Consider the following 16,271-nt stretch of genomic DNA (forward strand, 5'->3'; position numbering starts at 1 on the left):
TCTCCCTGCGGGAGAAGCCTTTTCTGTTAAATGATAACAACATACTAATTACCGTAAGCCGGATTTTGAGTTAAATTAGGGTTTAGCCCACGCTCAAGCTGCGGAATAGGATAAAGATCACGACCTACCGGAAGTGATGTATTATACAAGCCATGAAGCTTTAAACCGTTATCTGCATCAAGCTTTGCATCTGCAGTGTTAGGGTTAGGGATCATGTTGGTATTGTTGTCAACTGTACCGTAAGCTTTTTTAATGAATTCGGCAGCTACACCAGCCCTGCGCAGGTTATAAAACACAGAATATTCACCCGAAAGCTCGTGCCTGTACTCGCTGTAAACCATTTGTAATGGGTCTGTGATTGGGCTTGAAGCCGAACCGTCATAATTTGCACCATCCTGCATTACAGCCGGTGCAGTGCCGCCCCACGCACGGTCTCTTACCTTTTTAATCGTGGCCAGGCCACCTGCTGCGTCACCTGTACGGATCTGGCACTCGGCTTTATCAAGCAATACTTCGGCATAACGTAACAGTATTTGATTTTGAGCGCCAAAAATTGTTGAATTGCCGGAGTTAGCATCAAGGTTGGGGTCGCGCCACATTTTAGCACAGTAGAAACCGGTACGTAAACCATCACCGTCAGAACCATACCATGGATTGGCATGTGTACCACAGGTATTGATGATCTTACCGTCATCCCCAGTGTATTTAGCTTTTACCTTAGGATCGGAGCTCGCAAAACCTGCTACTACTAAAGGATAAACTTTAATGCCGCCCCGACCTATAATTCCCGGACTAATGTTCTCATCGCCGGGGCCAATCACTGTTGCCAGTTTACGTTTGTCACCAGCCTGGTATGAATAATATAATCCCGGATTGGCATAATCATAACCGAAGTTTGAAACTTCCTCCGGCCAGCTAAAATCCGAAATCCAGGCTACTTCATTACCTGCACCCCAACTTTGGGTACCTGCTACTGTGAACTGCACCTCAAATATCGACTCAGCATTATTTTGATGGTTGTATTCATTTACATCTCTAAAATTAGGCATCAGTGAAAAATGCCCATCCAACTGGTTAAAGTTTGCCAATGCACCGGCGTAATCTTTATTCCACATTTGCGCGGCACCCTCATAAGCTAAAGCAGCACCTTTTGTTGCCCTTCCAAGTTCAGAAGCTGGCAAATCTTCCCTCCATGGTAATAAAGTTGCAGCCTGCTTGGTGTCGGCAATTACCTGTGCAAATACTTGTTCTTGTGTACTTCTTGCGGTTAAACCATCAGTTACTGATTTAAGCTCCAGTGGCACACCGCCAAAACTACCCGCCAGATAGTAATAGGTCATTCCGCGTAAAAAGTAGGCTTCACCAAGCAATCGGTTAGCTAAACTTTCGTCAAGAATCCCTTTGGCTTTCATTTCGGGAATGATTTCAATTGCAGAGTTAGCCCGAGATATACCCACATAAGCACGTTGCCAAAAAGTCCTGATCGGGCCAAAATCTGTAGTTATTGCGTAGTAATTATAAAAACGGTCATTTCCCCAGTTAAAAAAATCATGGGTTTGAAAGTTAGCATAATACCAGATCGACTTTTTTAGCAGGTCGGCATTTTGATAGGTATCATAAATTGAGTTTACAAGCGCTATACCGTCAGATGCTTTATTAAAATAAGCATCTTTAGTGAGCTGTGTATAGCTTGTTTGGTCAAGAAAATTCTTTTTACAGCTCAATGGAACCATAAGTGTGGCACCGAGAGCAATTAGTGTGATATATTTTTTGTTGATTTTCATTTCTTTACTGTTTTATCGCTGCCCAATTAGAAAGTTACATTTAAACCAAGTGTATAAAACTTAGATGAAGGGTAATTACCCGCATCAATACCAGATGCTGTTGCACTTCCGTTAGCTGTGCCAATTTCAGGATCCAGGCCTTTATACCCGGTTATAGTAAACAAATTCTGGGTGGAAAAGTAAATCCTCACTTTTGATAGGGTCAACTTTTTGGTGACGTCAGATGGTAATGTATAACCCAGGGTAAGGTTCCTTAAACGGAGATAGCTACCATCTTCAACATACACACTTGACGGTACATTATTTGCGCTGGTATCATCATTATATGTAAGCCTTGCGTAACGATTTGATGGATTACTCGGGGTCCAGTGATTAACATAATAATCGTAACCTACGTTTTCAACACCAACAAAGCCGGGGGCCTGAAAGCTTTCAAGGGTCCTTTGCTGATAATTCAGGATCTTATTTCCGTAAGAGCCATAGAAATATGCGTTAAGATCAAATGCCTTATAAGCAAAATCGAGGTTTAAACCACCATAAAATTTAGGGATCGGACTACCGAGGCTTGTCCTGTCTGAAGGGGTAACCTGTCCGTCACCGTTGGTGTCGGCATAATAACGATCCCCTGGTTGGGTAACGCTTTTCCAGTAATATGGGTTACTTGGAAATTTAGCTGCAGCGGCCGTATTTAAAGCGTTGATTTGTGCCTGCGACTGGAATATACCTAATGATTTATAACCAAAAAACTCACCTACAGCCTGCCCGATATTGGTTTCGCTGAATTGCCCCCAGCCATTACCGTTAAGACCAGTAACCGTGGTAAGGTTATCAATAAAGGTTAGGCTTTTATTAAGGCTAACTAATTTATTTTTAACCGTAGTAAAAGTCAAGCCCACACCATACCTGAAATCATTTACCGTGTGGTTGTAGTTTACGGCAAACTCAAAACCTTTGTTATTAATTTCACCAACATTTTGTGCCAGGTTTTGGCTAAAGCCAGTTTGTGACGATACAGGAAGGTTTAACAAAAAGTCTTTCGATCTCCTGTTATAATAATCAACTGTAAAAGTAAGCGCGCCATTCAGGAAGGCAGCATCCATACCAATGTCAGTTTGGTAATCAGTCTCCCATCTGAGGTCGGGGTTGGCAGGTTGTGTTGGTGCCAAGCCGGGTTGATAAACCTCTCCTGACGAACCATTTTTACCAAATGGGTAACCCACGTTTGTGCCGGTAGTAGCTGCACCACCTGATGAATATAAGGCATTATATTGAAATAATGGAATAGAGCCCTGATTACCAACTTCGCCATACCCTCCTCTGAACTTCAGATCAGACAGCCATGCAACGTTTTTCAGGAATGATTCTTCTTTAGCTTTCCAGGCTACGGAACCCGAAGGGAATACACCATATTGATGCCCGTTAGCAAATTTCGACGAACCATCGCGCCTAACGGTACCTGTTACAATATATTTGTCATTGTATTTATAGATTAACCGTCCAAATTGTGAAGCAAAAGTTGTTGTATATTGGCTGCCTGTAACAACAAGATCGTTAACCTGCGCCAGATCCCGAAGGGCATTATTGATCAATTTATCTCCGGTACCTGTCATATACCGGTAGGTATTTGATTGTGCTGAAACACCACCAACAAAGTTAATAGCGTGCTTTCCGAAGGTTTTATCATACGATATGGTATTTTCCCATAACCACTCAAAAGTGTTATTAGCGCTTTGCGAATAAACAGAATTTTGGTTAGCTCCGCTTAAACCATATTGCTCCTGCCAGCGAAGGTCTTCCGGTTGAAAGAAGTAACCCGAATAGTCACTTACGTTTAGGCCCGCATTGGTTTTGATCTTAAGCCCGTCTATAATAGTAGCCTCTAATGAGCTACTTGCCAAAAGGTAATTATTTAGGTTTTTATAATCGTTTTTTTCAATAGCATATAATGGATTGTTCCAGCTTTTTGTGTAAATATTGATCGGGTTATAAAAACCATAGTTCCCATTTTTGTCTTTTATCTGGTTGGTTAACTTATTACCACCATCAAGCGTAGGGATAAGCTCTGTTAATTGCTGCAATGATCCTGAACCAAATGGATTATTTTGATCCTGCCTTGAATACTTAGCACTGGTAGATGATTTAAGCCATTTACTTACGGTATAATCAATATTCATACCCAGGTTTAACCGCTTAAAATATGAACCTAAAACAATCCCCTTTTGGTCATAATAACCAGCTGAAAAGGCAGATTGAATTTTTTCGTTGCCTCCGCGTATACCAAGGTTGTAGCTCTGTTTTGCCCCCTGGCGATAAATTGCATCCTGCCAGTCGACACTGGTTAATGCCGAAGGATTTGCCCATTCAGGCAATTCTGTAAAATTACCCTCAGATGCGTGATCTTCATTGGCCAGGGTTGCCCATTGCTGCGCGTTAAGAACTTTATACTTTTTGGGTTTTGATTGCAATGAACCATAGGCATCTAACGATACCTGCACCCCACCATCCTTCCGACCTTTTTTTGTAGTAATGATAACAACGCCGTTTGCTGCCCTAACACCATAAATAGCTGTTGCCGAAGCATCTTTCAACACATCAATATTAGCTATATCGTTAGGATTAACGTTATTTAAGCCTCCGCTGATCGGGTAACCATCAACCACATATAGAGGCTCATTACCATTTGTAGCCAAACTACCTACCCCCCTGATCAATACACTCACACTACTACCGGGTGCGCCATCATTGTTAGTAACCTGTACACCCGCTGCCCTGCCTTGCAAAGCCTGGTCAACGCTGGTCACAGGCACTTTACCTACCTGATCGGCGTTGATTGAACTAATAGCCCCCGTTAAATCTTTACGCTTAGTAGTACCATAACCCACAACAACTACCTCGGTCAGTGTTTTATTATCGGACACTAACGATACGTTAATAACCGATCTGCCGTTTATGGCAACTTCCTGGTTTAAGAAGCCAACAAAGCTAAAAACAAGTGTTTCATTGTTACCGGCGGTTATTGAGTAGGTACCATCGGCCTTTGAACCCGCAGCCTGCGTGCTCCCTTTTATCTTAACGGTAACACCCGGCAAAGGTAGTCCGTTGTCCGAACCGGTGATCTTACCGGTAATCAATTTACTTTGGGCTTGCCCCGACAGGCTTATCAACACAAATGATAAACTTGTACAGATTAAGGCCACAACTTTTTTGATACGTAGTTTTCCTCTCATACGTTTTACTTTAATTTGTTAAAATTGGTTTAAAGCACATGATCACTTCTTAACAGTTGTCGCCAAAGAGATTATATGCTAAGTAAAAGTAGCCAGAGGTAACAATCGATTATAATACGATATGAGTGGTTTTTTGTATTATTTTAACATAACCCAAAAATACAAATTTAAAATTTCAAATAACTAATTATCAATTAGTTAAAGATTAAAAACAAAACCGAAAGTCAATATATTATCGCCATCGTGATAAAATAATACATATCAATGTTAAAATTAAATCACCGAATAAATGTTATTTTAACAATAAAATTGATTTTGATTTTAAAACATTAACCTAACGTTGTGCAGGTTGTATAAACAAAAATGCCTACCAGTTAACACCGGAAGGCATTGATCATTTTTAATTTTTCAAATCCCCTATTTTAGCTTCACAAAATAGATCCTGTTCCTGTCAACTGAATTGGTAGCAGGCAGAATTTTAGCTGCAAAGCCATTTTTACCGTTATCAACAACACCAAAATCGTCATCATTTGATATAGCGAGGATATTACCGGGCAATAAAGCCAAACCTTCGGCTTTATCATGTGGATATACCTTTGGCAAGTCTTTAAGTAAATCGAGCACCAGTGTTTTGGTAACTGGGGTAATACCGGCTGCCTGTAAACCGGCGGCATCATTAAGCTCTTCGACAGTTTTGGTGTTATATAATTTGCCGTTAGCACCGTTTGCGGGGTCGGAGATATCGGTAGCATTGCTGATATCTATTTTAAATACTTTTTTGAACTTAGCGGCATCGGTAGGCGCACCTCCGAACTTACCATCGCGTTCAATAGTTAAGAATGTAGTGGCATTAACGGCGGTTATGTCACTAACGCCTGTTAATGAAGTATTATCCATAAGGTAAGCATACTGTTTTGTATTGCCCGTTGCAATATCAAAGGTAAGGATGCGCAATACAGTTGAATTAGCAACCTTTGCTTTAGATGGGTTATACATTGGCGATTGCATCATGCCAACCAGTGTTTTGCCATCGGGTGTGATGGCTAACCCTTCCATACCGCGGTTAGCCCTGCGGGTAGCAAATACAGCAGGAATTTTACGGCCGCCGGTGCCTGATCCGTAAGGGTTAATGCGTTCGATGGTTTTGCCGCTGGCATCAAAGTGTACTATATGCGGACCGTATTCGTCACTTACCCAAAAAGTACCGTCGGATGCCAGAACCAAACCTTCCGAATCAATACCATCAGCACTTGGAGATAACTGATTTCCGCTCAGATCAAATGGAATTTCGCCCGAAGCTCCCATTCCGGTGGGGTTTGGTAAACCATTTAATTTCACGCCGTTGGCATTTTTTAACTCTATGGTTTGTTCCAGCACCAGTTTATCATCTTTTAACCTGAATTTACCTATCTGCGGATCAAAATCCGGTTTACCGATGATGATGGAATTGGCTGTCTGCCCGGCCACGTTTGAGCCGCGGTCGGTAAGCAGGTAAAATACATCTTTGTGGTTTGGATCTGCTGCCACTGCGGATCCAAAGCCGCCGTTATAAACCTTTACGCCGTCGGCAGTGGTGAAAAGGATAGCCGGGTTTTGCGCCTCGGCCATATCAGGATAGCTGAAAGGATTTATCTTATTATCATTATGGCAGGAAGAAAGGATCGCCGCGGATAACGCGATGACGCTAAGGAATTGTTTTTTCATTTGATAAGTGATCGATTAGTTTTACAAAGGAATCGGCCATATATAAATCTATTGTTAATTCTATAACAATAATTTAACCTACAAGCACAAACTCTATTAAATCTGAACATATAAACAACTCAACATTTTGCAATATTTATGTTACTTACCAATATCATTTAAGATAAAACGTATTACCTCATCCGCTTTTTCATATTTTTAACCTTATGAAACATATTTACCATTATACCTGCAACAACCTTTGGAACAAGGCAAGGCCTTTTGTTTTGGGCATGCTGCTTTGCAGCGGCATAGCTTCGGCACAATCAACTAACCCGGTTATCAACAGCATCATGACCGAAGAAACCACCAATTCGCAACTGGAAAAACTGGCGCATGAGCTGTTTGATGGTATCGGCCCCCGTTTGGTTGGTACGCCGCAAATGAAACAGGCAAACGACTGGGCAGTTGCTAAATACAAAAGCTGGGACATCCAGGCTAAAAACGAAAAATGGGGCGAATGGCGCGGCTGGGAACGCGGGATCTCGCATATTGATATGGTATCGCCAAGGGCAAAATCATTAGAAGGCACGCAACTGGCCTGGAGCCCGGGCATGGGCAAAAAGACCACTACTGCCGAGGTAATTATCCTACCGGATGTGGCCGATTCGGTAGCCTTTCAACAATGGCTCCCCAATGTAAAGGGTAAATTTGTAATGATCTCCATGCTCCAGCCAACCGGCAGGCCCGATTATAACTGGCAGGAGTTTGCCCTGAAGGAATCATTTGATAAAATGAAAGCCGAACGCACCGCCCAAACCGATGCATGGAAAAAACGCATCAGCAAAACCGGATTTACCAATAAAACTTTGCCCGTGGCGTTGGAAAATGCCGGCGCAGCAGGTATTCTGACCAATAACTGGTCGGCCGGGTTTGGGGTTGATAAGATCTTTGCTGCTTATACCAAAATTGTACCTACGGTCGACATTTCATTGGAAGACTATGGTATGCTGTACCGCCTGGGTGAATCGGGCAACAAGCCGGTGATTAGTATTCATTGCGAATCAAAAGAATTAGGTGTAGTGCCAACCTTTAATACCATTGCCGAAATCAAAGGCACCGAAAAACCCAATGAGTATGTAATGCTGAGCGCGCACTTTGATTCGTGGGATGGCGGCACGGGTGCTACCGATAACGGTACAGGTACTTTGACCATGATGGAAGCCATGCGCCTGCTGAAAAAATTCTATCCACACCCAAAACGTACCATATTAGTAGGCCATTGGGGCAGCGAAGAGGAAGGCCTGAACGGCTCACGCGCTTTTGTTGAGGACCATCCCGAAATTGTTAGTAATCTGCAAGCTTTGTTTAACCAGGATAATGGCACCGGCCGCGTGGTAAACCTTACCGGGCAGGGTTTTGTGGAAGCTAAGGATTATTTAAGCAGATGGCTTGCCGCTGTACCTGATACGATCAAAAACCGGATCAAAACCGTATTTCCTGGTCAGCCAGGCGGTGGCGGGTCTGATTTTGCATCGTTTGTAGCTGTTGGTGCACCCGGCTTTTCTTTGGGTTCGCTTAACTGGTCGTACGGATCATATACATGGCACACCAACCGCGATACTTATGATAAAGTTGTTTTCGACGATCTGAAAAACAATGCGATTTTAGCTGCAATCATGGCTTACATGGCCAGCGAAGACCCGCAAAAAACCGTTAACACCAAAACCGAAGGCATTAAATGGCCTGCACAGGTTAAAGCAACGCGCCGCGGCGGATTGGATAAGTAGGCTGAAGATGAGATATAATAAAACGGCCTTATTTACATTCCTGTTGCTGCTCTTAAGCTTTAGTTTGCAAGCACAGGAAAACAATAAAACCAAATTTGTGCATCCTGGTATTTTAAATACCAGGGGCAGTTTGGACCTCATCAGCACACAACTAAAGGCCGGTGATACAATGCGTACCGCGGCCTACCAAAAGGTGCTGGATTTTATTAAAGATCATGAGTACCCGGCGTCGTTCCCATCCACCATCGTTGTAGGTTCAAATGGGGCTACATCACCGTCAAAAACGCAGATCAGAAAAGATTGCGAGCTGGTGTACGCCTTTGCATTGGCCTGGGCTGTTACCGGTAACGCTGATTATGCAAAAAAGGCAATTGGTTTACTGAATGGCTGGGCATATGCATTTAAAGACTATGGTCTGCTTGAAGGAAAAACCAACCCCAACCAGCCCGATCTGGAAGCATCATGGACAACACCAAGTTTTGTGGCTGCTGCCGAAATCATCAGATATTATAAGGTGCAGGGTAAATCTGCCGGATGGGCTGTTGCTGATATTGAACAGTTCAGTAAATATCTTATCAATGTAAAAGATAATTACATCAACAAGATCCCCGATTATAAAAACAACTGGGATGCCTCTGCAGGATATGCAAAAATGGCCATCGGTGTGTTTTTAGATCAGGATTCCGTTTATCGTGCCGGGCACGATTTGTTGGTAAAAGAATTGTCAAATATCATTCAACCGGATGGTACCCTACCCGAGCTTTGCGTACGTAAAGACTGCGTGCATTATCAATATTCGTTAACAGCTTACGCATATGCTGCTGCTATTGCCAAAATACAGGGAGATAATAGTTTATGGAAACTCGGCGATAAAAACATCAGCCTTGGCTATGATTTTATGCGGAAAGCTTACGAACAAAAAACGGGCTGCGACTATTGTAATTTAAACAGCAGGATTTTCCCGGGCGTTGAGGTGGCCTATGGTCATTATAATACTGATAACCTAAATTATCTGAGAGGCTTACAGGCGCCGCTTGGCGTGCCTGTTGATAATACGTTTTTAGGATTTACCACCTATACTCATTACAAAGTTAAGGGACTATAAAAACAAGCCAACAAAAACGCCGCCCGAAAAAAGGCGGCGTTTTTGTTTTATGCTACTGGATGCTTCTCCAGCTCCGGTGTATATTTGCCATCACGGGCTACTGTATTAATATGAGCACGTTCATATAACAGCTTTTGTGCCTCTTCAATATTTTCATCTTTACCGCCCCATTTTTCCAGTGCAGGTTGCTGCACAGCCCTTGAATATGAAAAAGTTAATGCCCAGGGCATTTTATCTTTAAAGCGTACATGCATAGCGTTTAACCGCTCGGATGCCAGTTCGGGAGATTGTCCGCCAGAAAGGAACGCGATACCGGGCACAGCGGCAGGCACGCAGCGTAAAAAACAATTGATGGTAGCATCGGCCACCACATCAGCACTATCCTGTTGGGCAGCTTTAATACCAGGCACTATCATATTGGGCTTTAATATCATACCCTCAAAATTTACCCTTTGCTGGTACAACTGGTTAAATACTGTGTGTAAAACCTCGTTAGTTACTTCGGCACAGGTTTGAAGTGAGTGATCTCCATCCATTAAAACTTCGGGCTCCACGATAGGCACAATACCTGCCTCCTGGCAAATAATCGCGTAGCGGGCCAACAGAAAAGCATTGGCTTTGATGCTTCCACTTGTTGGAGTATTTTCACCTATGGTTATAACCGCCCGCCATTTGGCAAAACGAGCGCCCATTTTATAATATTCGGCCAGGCGTTCAGGCAAACCGTCCAATCCTTCAGTTATTTTTTCACCAGGGAAACCATCCATGTCCCTTGCACTTTCATCCACTTTGATACCGGGGATAATTCCTTTTTCTTTCAGGATATCAACAAACAGTTTACCATCCGGGGTGCTTTGCCTTATGGTTTCATCAAACAAAATGGCCCCGCTAATGGCTTCTTCCAGCTTCGGCGTGTTCACGATCAGGTCGCGGTATTTGCGGCGGTATTCTTCCGTTTGCGGGATATTCAGCGCTTTAAAACGTTTGTTACAGGTATTAGTACTTTCGTCCATTGCCAAAAGGCCTTTATTACCGGCCATAAGCTGTTTTGCGATATATTTCAGGCTTTGCAGTTCCATAAGTGATTGCTTGATTATTGGTGAATAACACAAGTTAATTCATACTTGTTTCAAGCGGCAAAGAGAATATTGCAGGTTTACTTGTGGATGACTTTAGCAGGTAAATTGATGTAACGAACCGGTCGTTAATAATTGTCACGCCAGCTTACAGTCCAAATCCTTCAGGTACAAAATCAAGAGAAACGGAGTTCATACAAAACCTTTTATGTGTTGGCGGCGGACCATCATCAAATATATGCCCCAGGTGCGAATCACAGCGGGCGCAGATCACCTCGGTACGCTGCATGCCGTACGAGTTATCCTCTTTATAAATTACACTTTTTTTGCGCACGGGTTCGTAAAAACTCGGCCAGCCGCAGTCGCTTGCAAATTTGGCATCTGAGCGAAAAAGTTTGTTGCCGCATACCGCGCAGTAATAAGTGCCTTTAGTATCCTTGTTCCAGTATTTACCGGTAAATGCGCGTTCGGTTTCCTGTTCTCTTGCTGTGGCGTACAAAGCAGGCGGCAGGATTTTTTTCCACTCGGCGTTCGATACATTTAAATGCCGGGTATCGGTATTGGAGTAATAAGGATTATTTTCGTGCCCCTTTATTGTCTTTGCCTGCTGTGCAAACATTCCCGTTGTAAAAAACAACAGCGCTGCTATCATAAATACCGCTTTCATTATTGCTTCAGTTTATCTTTAAATACTTTTTTAAACTTCTCCAGTTCGGGCTGGATCACATATTTACAGTATGGTTGGCTGCCATTCTGGTTAAAATAGTTTTGATGATAGTCTTCGGCCTTGTAAAAAGCTTTGTATGGCACCACTTGTGTCACTATCGGATCTTTATAGGCTTTTTCGGCGTTCAGCTTCGTGATGTAATATTGGGCCTTTTGCTTTTGCCGGGCATTATGATAAAATATAGCCGACCGGTATTGTGTGCCTACATCATTACCCTGCCTGTTTAATTGCGTTGGGTCATGCGCCACAAAAAATGCAGCCAGCAACTCGTCATAGGTAATTTTTGCTGGGTCGTAGATGATATTGCAAGCTTCTGCATGACCGGTTGTACCAGTGCAAACCAACTCGTAGGATGGGTTGGCCACATGCCCGCCGGAAAATCCGGAGATCACTTTTTCAACCCCTTTTAATTGCTGAAATTTAGCTTCGGTGCACCAGAAGCACCCTGTAGCAAAAGTAGCGGTATCTAACACTTTTTTAGGGGCAGATGCCGAAACAGAAAAACAAGCCGTTAACAGTACAGCTATGAAACAAGTTATTTTTTTCATGTATAACATATAGGTTTTATACGATGCGTATTTGCAGTAACTAACGTAAAAAACACGGGGAGCGTTGAGCAAAATTGCCATATTAATGCTTTGTGATAGTTGTTTGACAAAACATGCTGTTTTACTTCGAAAGAATAATGGAAATTTAAAACATTTTGAGATTTTGCTAATTGTATCAATATCAATTAACCAATTAAAATTTCCGTCATGAAACATGCATTCATTTTTGGGACTACCATATTTTTGTGCGAGCAAAATACGCTTACTTATAGCGATGGGCTTAGTAATATTGAGTTTTTGAGGATCCTTTCATTTTATAATGAGCAAAAGGGCAAAGTGCTTACCATCGAGGCCAATATCAACGCTCCTAACGGCGAAACGATCAGGATAAGTGCTAATGCCAATGAAAACGGCGCTGATATACGCCTTGACCTAACTAAAGGCCGTATTAAGGTATTTCAACCCGGACACGCGGAGCCTGTACTGGATGTGTATCAGTTCGATCCGCATGAATACAGCGGTTTATCAAGCCATGTGCTGAATGAGATCCACGCGCAGCATCCTGACCATGTACTAACCATTAAAGGAAATTTCTTTGTTGGCGGAGCGCATTTCCTGATAGAGAACGAAAAGATGTTCATAGATAATAATGGCTATGCCAACGGTGTAGTGAATGCGCATAATGGGATAATACTATCGGCTGCTGTGGCGTGAAACAGCATTGAATTTAACCGATTGTCGCCCTGAGTAGGGTTTATTTGCGCACAAATGATCGCATTGCAGATGACTTTTTTTGTATCTGATAATCAGCATATTGCCGACTTGTCAATGGCAGCGATAGCACAAGATCTTCTTCGATAAGCAAAACTGCTATACAGGGCGAAGAAGATGCTTCGTTCCCACCCATGACAACTTAAAACGGGTGTCATGGGTAGCCCGTCGAAGCATGGCGGGCAGGCCTCTGCGCACGGGTCTTCGACAGGCTCAGACTGACAGGCCATCTTTTGTCATTTCACCTTCAGAGGCCTCCGGGTTTAAACACTCAGCATCACAATCTATTAAATTCTACTCAAACACACTCTTCGCCTTCTTAATAGTTTTTTCCAGGTCGATGCCTTTTGCCAGTACACCTTTAAAAAGGTCGCCGGTTTCTTTAAGGCGGTCGATGGAATTAAAAATGGTAAAATCTTTCATGGTGAGCCCAGGTTTCACTTCGTCCCAATGCAGGGGCATAGAAACAGTAGCGCCCGGTTTAGGTCTTAAGGAATACGGCCCCGCTACGGTAGCTCCCGGACGGTTCTGCAGAAAATCAAGGTACATTTTACCATTTCGCTTGGCTACCATACGTTCCAAACTTGTATAATCGGGAATTTGCTTATGAACAATGCCCACCACGAGCCGCGCAAACATCTGTGACTGATCATAATCATACTTCGCGCCCAACGGGATATAAATATGCATCCCTGTTGATCCCGATGTTTTACAGTATGAAGGTACATCTATAGCGTCAAGCACTTTTTTTACCTCCAAAGCGGCCGCAATAACCTGGTCGAACGTATTTTTATCCGGATCGAGGTCGATCACGCAGTAATCAGGATTATCCGGCGATTGTACCCGGCTAAACCAGGGGTTCATTTCAATACATCCCAGTGATGCCATCCATAGTAAATAAGATTCATCAGAACCTACCAGATATTCTTTATGTTCCCCTTCGCTGGTGGTGTAAGGGAAAGTTTTAGTAATCCAATCGGGTGCTTTACCTTTCACATCCTTTTGGTAAAAACTTGGCCCATGAATGCCATTAGGAAACCTGTTGAGCGACATAGGCCTATCCTTTAAATAAGGTAAAATATATTCAGCGACCTGGTAATAGTAGTTGAACATATCCCGCTTGGTTACACCATCTTCGGGCCAGTAAACTTTGCTCAGGTGTGTAAATTTGAGCTCATGTCCGCAAATTTTGCGTACCTGGGTTTCATCTTTAGGATTAAGAAGGGTTTTCCGGTCAGTATTTTTCACGGGCTTAATGGCTTTAGCGTGTGTATCATTATCAGCTCCTTCGGCTTCCTCAACGGTTTCGGCGGTATGTTTCGGAGTTTCCAGTACAACATCTTTTGTTTTTTTATCGCTACGCATCCCTTTAAAAGAGGCTTGCCTGAACACTCCATCATTGGTCACTTCAGCAAATGCCACCTCGCAAACCAATTCGGGTTTAAGCCAGGTGGGTTTGGCCCCTAATCGCTGCGGCCTGAACCTTGACGGCTTATCCACATCAGGCTCCACTTCAAACGGACTTTTATCGGTAATAAGCGGCTTAAACTGTTCCATCATTTCTTTCTGCAGTTTATCAGAAAAGCCTGTACCCACTTTACCGGCATACTGTAGTTTACCCTTATCATCATATAAAGCAAGCACCAGCGCGCTGAACGATTTGGAAGTGCCCGCATTTTTGGTAAAGCCGGCAATGATCACTTCCTGCCTGCGTTGCACTTTTATTTTAAGCCACTCTTTTGAGCGAAGATCGGAAGTATAAACACTGCTGGCTTTTTTAGCGATGATACCTTCCAGTCCAATCCTTTCGGCGGCGTTAAAAAATTCGATCCCACCTGTATCAAAAACTTTGCTTTGACGGATGCGGTCATCATTGGTGGGAAGAACCGCACTTAAGATAGCCTGGCGTTGTTTAAGGGGCAATCCCATCAGGTTTTTACCCTCATACCAAAGGATATCGAAAACATAATAAACCAAATTGCCATCGGCCTCGCTCCGCCAGTTTTGCAGCGCTCCAAAATCGGAAACACCTTTATCATTCAATACCAGGATCTCGCCATCAATTACTGCATTGATCTGCCAGTCTTTCAGCAATTTATTAATTGGATAATATTTATCAAAAGGAAGATTATTGCGGGAAATCAGCTCCGCTCCTTTCTTGTCGATCATTGCAATGGCCCTGTAGCCATCCCATTTAACCTCGTAAAGCCAATCGGGGTCATCAAAAGGCTCGTCTACAAGGGTGGCCTTCATTGGCTTTATCTTAGTTGGCGCTTTTGATTCAGGTGCTTTTTTCAGTAGTTGTTCAACATCAAAATCCTCCGTATCATTAGTGCCCACTTTCTTTTCCAGTTGTTCAACGGGTTCGTTCAGGACTTTTTTTTTACCTGTTTTTTCAGGCTTTTCTACATCCTCTTCATGCCCGTGCTGCCAAACCTTTTCGCTGGTTTTTTCCATACTTTCAATGGTTTTGCCGGAAAGAATAGATTTATCTTTTTTGGTAATATCTTTAACCGACGCAAATTGGTCATTGTGCTTAATTAGCAGCCAACCGTTTTCGCCCATACCATGGGTTTTAACAAGGGCGTATTCACCCTCCAGCTTTTCACCATGCAGCTTGATCTTTACCGACCCTGCCTCGAGTTGTTTAAGCAGGTGTTTTTCCTGCGCTTTTTTGCCTTTGATCTCTTCAATGGGCTCATAAGTACCCTCATCCCAAACTATAACGGTACCGCCGCCATACTCACCTTTGGGGATGAGGCCTTCAAAATTCCGGTAGTCAAATGGATGATCCTCAACCATCATAGCAAGGCGCTTGACCTTAGGATCGGTTGAGGGGCCTTTGGGTATGGCCCAGCTTTTAAGCACGCCATCCATTTCAAGCCTGAAATCATAGTGTAAACGCGAAGCATCATGCTTTTGGATCACAAACATCAGGTGGTCTTTGTCCTTGCTCCTCCCCGCTTTGGGCTCACGGGTTTTGCTAAAATCGCGTTTTTCTGCATACTTTTCCAGGCTCATAGTGGTGCTATTTGTTGTTCAAAAATTTGGCTACCGCGACGGCTGAATTCCCAACGGCACGTACCGCTGTTTTTAACCTTTCCGGGCGAACTCCAAATTTGTTTGCCCAATACTCAACCTCATAATTTTCGCTGGTATTGATGATGCTGTTGTCATGCAATCCCGCTTTGTTCCTGTTGTTCATGATTAGTTTTATGATTGATATATTAACAGATCAGCCAATTAAAGGTTTGATTATTAATTAATAAATTATTGTACTAAAATTTATTAATCAGCAGATGGTTACTCCCACCCATCACTTTGGTCGGCGTAGTTTGGCATCATCATGTAAACCAGTACAGCAAGGCAGGCAAGCAATACCAAGCGGGTTACCCAGAATATAAACGTTTCCATAGTTATTTTTTTAGATGTTTTAATTTGGTTTGCTGTGTAAAATTTAAGCATACCGCGTGCCATTTTACAACTATTTAAATACCAACAGGTTACATCAATACCACTAAATAAAATTCACCATATTTCGAGTATCGACGATTGTTTAA

At 42.9% G+C, this 16,271-nt stretch carries 11 protein-coding genes; 3 read left to right on the forward strand and 8 right to left on the reverse strand.

Features of this window, described 5'->3' with window-relative positions:
- Positions 1-44: 44 nt before the first annotated feature.
- The 3 genes from J3L18_RS12780 to J3L18_RS12790 form a co-directional block, all read right to left on the reverse strand.
- Positions 45-1,784, reverse strand: a complete 1,740-nt coding sequence (locus J3L18_RS12780; protein ID WP_129568822.1) for a RagB/SusD family nutrient uptake outer membrane protein — start codon at positions 1,782-1,784, stop codon at positions 45-47.
- Between the two features lie 26 nt (positions 1,785-1,810).
- On the reverse strand, positions 1,811-5,011 hold the full coding sequence (locus tag J3L18_RS12785) for a SusC/RagA family TonB-linked outer membrane protein (protein ID WP_129568823.1): 3,201 nt from the start codon (positions 5,009-5,011) through the stop codon (positions 1,811-1,813).
- Between the two features lie 417 nt (positions 5,012-5,428).
- Entirely contained in the window at positions 5,429-6,715 is a 1,287-nt protein-coding gene (locus J3L18_RS12790) for an esterase-like activity of phytase family protein (protein ID WP_129568824.1), read from the reverse strand.
- Between the two features lie 206 nt (positions 6,716-6,921).
- Here J3L18_RS12790 and J3L18_RS12795 point away from each other — a divergent pair, with 206 nt between their 5' ends.
- Both J3L18_RS12795 and J3L18_RS12800 read left to right on the forward strand, forming a co-directional pair.
- On the forward strand, positions 6,922-8,484 hold the full coding sequence (locus J3L18_RS12795; protein WP_223266134.1) for a M20/M25/M40 family metallo-hydrolase: 1,563 nt from the start codon (positions 6,922-6,924) through the stop codon (positions 8,482-8,484).
- Between the two features lie 7 nt (positions 8,485-8,491).
- Positions 8,492-9,589, forward strand: coding sequence for an alginate lyase family protein (locus tag J3L18_RS12800; RefSeq protein ID WP_129568825.1), 1,098 nt, complete (start codon positions 8,492-8,494; stop codon positions 9,587-9,589).
- A 47-nt stretch (positions 9,590-9,636) separates the two neighbouring features.
- On the opposite strand, the gene J3L18_RS12805 is transcribed toward J3L18_RS12800, so the two are convergent.
- The 3 genes from J3L18_RS12805 to msrA all read right to left on the reverse strand — a co-directional run bounded on the left by J3L18_RS12805 (position 9,637) and on the right by msrA (position 11,940).
- Positions 9,637-10,668 carry a class I fructose-bisphosphate aldolase gene (locus J3L18_RS12805; protein WP_129568826.1) on the reverse strand — a complete coding sequence of 344 codons (1,032 nt, stop codon included), beginning with the start codon at positions 10,666-10,668 and terminating at the stop codon, positions 9,637-9,639.
- A gap of 145 nt (positions 10,669-10,813) precedes the next feature.
- Positions 10,814-11,332, reverse strand: coding sequence for a peptide-methionine (R)-S-oxide reductase MsrB (gene msrB, locus J3L18_RS12810; protein WP_091168280.1), 519 nt, complete (start codon positions 11,330-11,332; stop codon positions 10,814-10,816).
- Positions 11,332-11,940, reverse strand: a complete 609-nt coding sequence (gene msrA, locus J3L18_RS12815) for a peptide-methionine (S)-S-oxide reductase MsrA (protein WP_090526174.1) — start codon at positions 11,938-11,940, stop codon at positions 11,332-11,334. Before msrA ends, msrB begins: the two co-directional genes overlap by 1 nt.
- Positions 11,941-12,147: 207 nt before the next feature.
- Between msrA and J3L18_RS12820 the strand changes: the two genes are divergently transcribed.
- On the forward strand, positions 12,148-12,654 hold the full coding sequence (locus tag J3L18_RS12820) for a hypothetical protein (RefSeq protein ID WP_129568827.1): 507 nt from the start codon (positions 12,148-12,150) through the stop codon (positions 12,652-12,654).
- 351 nt (positions 12,655-13,005) lie between these two features.
- Here J3L18_RS12820 and ligD read toward each other — a convergent pair whose 3' ends face one another.
- Together ligD and J3L18_RS12830 are read right to left on the reverse strand one after the other, a co-directional pair.
- Positions 13,006-15,732 carry a DNA ligase D gene (gene ligD / locus J3L18_RS12825; RefSeq protein ID WP_129568828.1) on the reverse strand — a complete coding sequence of 909 codons (2,727 nt, stop codon included), beginning with the start codon at positions 15,730-15,732 and terminating at the stop codon, positions 13,006-13,008.
- A 7-nt stretch (positions 15,733-15,739) separates the two neighbouring features.
- Positions 15,740-15,916 (reverse strand): DUF3606 domain-containing protein, encoded by a 177-nt coding sequence (locus J3L18_RS12830; RefSeq protein WP_129568829.1) that lies wholly within the window; start codon positions 15,914-15,916, stop codon positions 15,740-15,742.
- Positions 15,917-16,271: the final 355 nt, after the last annotated feature.

This window comes from Mucilaginibacter gossypii, assembly GCF_017569325.2.
GTDB classification, from domain to species: Bacteria; Bacteroidota; Bacteroidia; order Sphingobacteriales; family Sphingobacteriaceae; genus Mucilaginibacter; species Mucilaginibacter gossypii.

Bases quoted from the DNA above. Each gene is read 5' to 3' on its own strand.
- msrB (WP_091168280.1), bottom strand. From the start codon at position 11,332: ATGAAAGCGGTATTTATGATAGCAGCGCTGTTGTTTTTTACAACGGGA.
- J3L18_RS12795 (WP_223266134.1), top strand. From the start codon at position 6,922: ATGAAACATATTTACCATTATACCTGCAACAACCTTTGGAACAAGGCA.
- J3L18_RS12830 (WP_129568829.1), bottom strand. From the start codon at position 15,916: ATGAACAACAGGAACAAAGCGGGATTGCATGACAACAGCATCATCAAT.
- J3L18_RS12780 (WP_129568822.1), bottom strand. From the start codon at position 1,784: ATGAAAATCAACAAAAAATATATCACACTAATTGCTCTCGGTGCCACA.
- msrA (WP_090526174.1), bottom strand. From the start codon at position 11,940: ATGAAAAAAATAACTTGTTTCATAGCTGTACTGTTAACGGCTTGTTTT.
- J3L18_RS12820 (WP_129568827.1), top strand. From the start codon at position 12,148: ATGAAACATGCATTCATTTTTGGGACTACCATATTTTTGTGCGAGCAA.
- J3L18_RS12805 (WP_129568826.1), bottom strand. From the start codon at position 10,668: ATGGAACTGCAAAGCCTGAAATATATCGCAAAACAGCTTATGGCCGGT.
- ligD (WP_129568828.1), bottom strand. From the start codon at position 15,732: ATGAGCCTGGAAAAGTATGCAGAAAAACGCGATTTTAGCAAAACCCGT.
- J3L18_RS12785 (WP_129568823.1), bottom strand. From the start codon at position 5,011: ATGAGAGGAAAACTACGTATCAAAAAAGTTGTGGCCTTAATCTGTACA.
- J3L18_RS12790 (WP_129568824.1), bottom strand. From the start codon at position 6,715: ATGAAAAAACAATTCCTTAGCGTCATCGCGTTATCCGCGGCGATCCTT.
- J3L18_RS12800 (WP_129568825.1), top strand. From the start codon at position 8,492: ATGAGATATAATAAAACGGCCTTATTTACATTCCTGTTGCTGCTCTTA.